This window comes from Flavobacterium sp. PL11 (assembly GCF_035985025.1).
Lineage (GTDB): Bacteria > Bacteroidota > Bacteroidia > Flavobacteriales > Flavobacteriaceae > Flavobacterium.
Window position 1 is genome coordinate 1 of the sequence record NZ_JAXCIA010000064.1, and the last position, 2753, is coordinate 2753.

The window sequence follows — 2753 nt, forward strand, 5'->3', positions numbered from 1 at the left end:
TGTGAATGAAATCACTATGAATATTGTTCTTACAATACGGCAAAAAAAAAGAGGACTCCAAATCCTCTTGAAATCCTCCAAATAATTTTACGATAACCCCATAGTGTTGACGGCATGTAATCGGTTCCGTTCAACCGCGGGTTCATTGTTCGTTCTTCGAACGCAACGAAACCCTAGCTGTTGTGCGTTCGTACTTTATTTTACTTTGTCAATTAGAGTTCTCAATTTTTTATCATATTCTTCATTTCCAAAATTTATTAAAATCAAATTAGCTCTACTTCTTGTAATACCTGTGTATAGAATTTCGTCAAAAGTCATTTGCATTTTATCAAACTTTTTTTCAAGAATTAGAAAAAGCGTTTCACTTTCCCATCCTTTAAAACTGTGTACTGTCGAAATTTTTACAGTGCCACTATTCATATAAAAGTGTATTTTTTTATTGTTTCTAATCATATTCAGATTGCTGGTCTGCCTTTTTGGACCAAAATCTTTTATAAAATCACTTATTTCAGATTCATACTTTTCACGAAATGCTAAATAGTCTTTTGTTGTTGTTTTGAATTTTAAAGAATAAAAGTCAAGTTTATCTTTAAATCTATCTCCGTATTCTTTGTAAAGGTCGTAAACTGTAAACAATATACTTAGTTGATTAAATGCGTTATCTGTCTTAAAATCTTTTTCCCGTTTGATTAAGTTAATGCCTTCTTTGAGCCAAGTTGGTTGGTTATTCTGTTTAATATAGTTTAAACCCATTCTATAAACCATTTCAAATGTTTCAAACATTGTATTCGTTTTTTCATTTGAAGAATAACGATAATATGCATCAAATTTTTTGAGAAGTGAAATTGAATAACCAAGTATAGTTATATCATTTGGTGGAATATCTTTATTAATTGCATTTTCGTGAATTATTGTATATAAACTAGAAACATTATCCGTATTTGATAGATAAATGTAGTTTAGACTTCCTTGTTGATTTCTGCCAAAATCAAATTCTAAATTAGTTGCTTTATCATTAAAATTATCAATTTCATACTTGTCTTTAAAAATGTCTTTTTGGTAATGTATTGCCAAGTCTTTAATCTTGAAATCTGAACGAAAACAGTTTTTAAGTTCTGTTACACCTCTTACATTCGTAGAAATATCTTTCCCGTCTATCGTATTATTGTAAATGTTTTGCTTAACGTCTCCAAATAGTACGTATTCTCCGTTTTCACTTAAAAAACACTCTTTTATTATTTCCATCCAAGCTCTTTTATAATCTTGAATTTCATCAATTATGATAACGTCATATGTTTTAATATCTTCTTTTCGTTCAATAAAGAGAGCCTTATTTGAATAGTATTTACTCTCAAAAAAAATATCTTTTTCATCGTCACTTAATTCATTAAAGTCCTTTGGTACTTCGACAGGAATACCAAGGTTATTTAGTTCTGAAGTAATGAATAAATGATAGTTTGATATAACAAAGTTTTCCCAAGGAAAATCTTCTCGAACATCACTAATTTTATCTTTAATATAATTTCTTAATGTAATGTTGTAGGTTAAAATAAGAACATTACCATTTGTTCGTTTATGAGCTTGAACTGCTCTCGCAGCTAAAATTGTTGTTTTACCCGAACCAACAACTCCTTTAATTCGTTGTTCTTTTTTATTAGACTCGTAAATAATTTCCATTTGTTTTTGGCTATATCTAATTTCTCTGCCTTGTTCCTTTAAATGGATTGGTGGTTTTAAGAATCGTTTAAAACTTTCATATATATCGTCAGTAAATAAAAATGATATTTTGTCGGCTTTTAAATATCTGTTTTTAAGAATTTTATTGAAATCTAATTCATTGAGGTTATCACGACCTATCAGGTCAATGTTGTACTTCAAGAATTTTTGATAGTTGAAGTCTTCTTTAAAAGGGGAAACTAATAACTCTGTTATTTGCTCCGAATTTGCATTATGAAAATATACAGCAGAGCATACCATATTAAAGTTTCTAATATCTTTAATTTTTTTCTCTAATAATTTATCAATATGAAGTTCATAAAGGTTGTCTTTATATTTTAAGACTTGAGAAATTGGGGATTTAGAGGTTTTTGCGTTATTACTCTTGATTACAAAATTTTTTCTTTCATCAAGTTTGTATAAGTCTAAATTATAGTCTTTAACTTCAATAACCATAACTCCAAATCCTTTCCGCATAATTACTATGTCGGGTCTGTCTCCATTCATATATGGATTGAAGTAAACTTCAAATGATTCGTTAAGGTGTGAATCCAAAAATTTCAACAAATGCAACTCTCCATCTTCAGGTTTCACCTTTAATGAAAGTATTTTATCGTATGAAGGTATTAATGTTGCCATTTATCTTTCTTGGTTTCGGTGTTCTTTTAGTATGACGCACAACGGCAGACTGTGAAAAAACTACTGTTTTATTTACATCAAATATAGTATTTAATTTTGTTTATAAGCGAGAAAATTTGTACATTTAAAGATGCAACATATATCCGGAACATCACGTCAACAGTTACAAATAAGCAGTTTAGAAGATAAAATCGCATTAGATAACGCCGTGCGTTTTATTGAAGCTTTTGTAGAGTATATCTCACTCGCTGCACTTGGTTTTATAGTGCAAACTATAAAATTCGAAGGTCGTCCGAGTTTTGGTACCAAAGTCTTTCTTAAAATCTATTTGTACGGTTATTTAAACGGGTTGCGAAGCTCAAGAAAACTCGAAAAAGAGTGTATTCGTAATATTGAAT

The 2753-nt window shown here is 29.3% G+C and carries 2 protein-coding genes; one reads left to right on the forward strand and one right to left on the reverse strand.

Features of this window, described 5'->3' with window-relative positions; genetic code table 11:
- Nucleotides 1-195 precede the first annotated feature (195 nt).
- Nucleotides 196-2355: an NERD domain-containing protein gene (locus RCH18_RS15935; RefSeq protein WP_326937764.1), complete on the reverse strand. Its 2160-nt coding sequence runs from the start codon at nt 2353-2355 to the stop codon at nt 196-198.
- 130 nt (nt 2356-2485) lie between these two features.
- Between RCH18_RS15935 and RCH18_RS15940 the strand changes: the two genes are divergently transcribed.
- On the forward strand, nt 2486-2753 hold a 268-nt coding region (locus tag RCH18_RS15940), incomplete at its 3' end, for a transposase (RefSeq protein WP_326937765.1).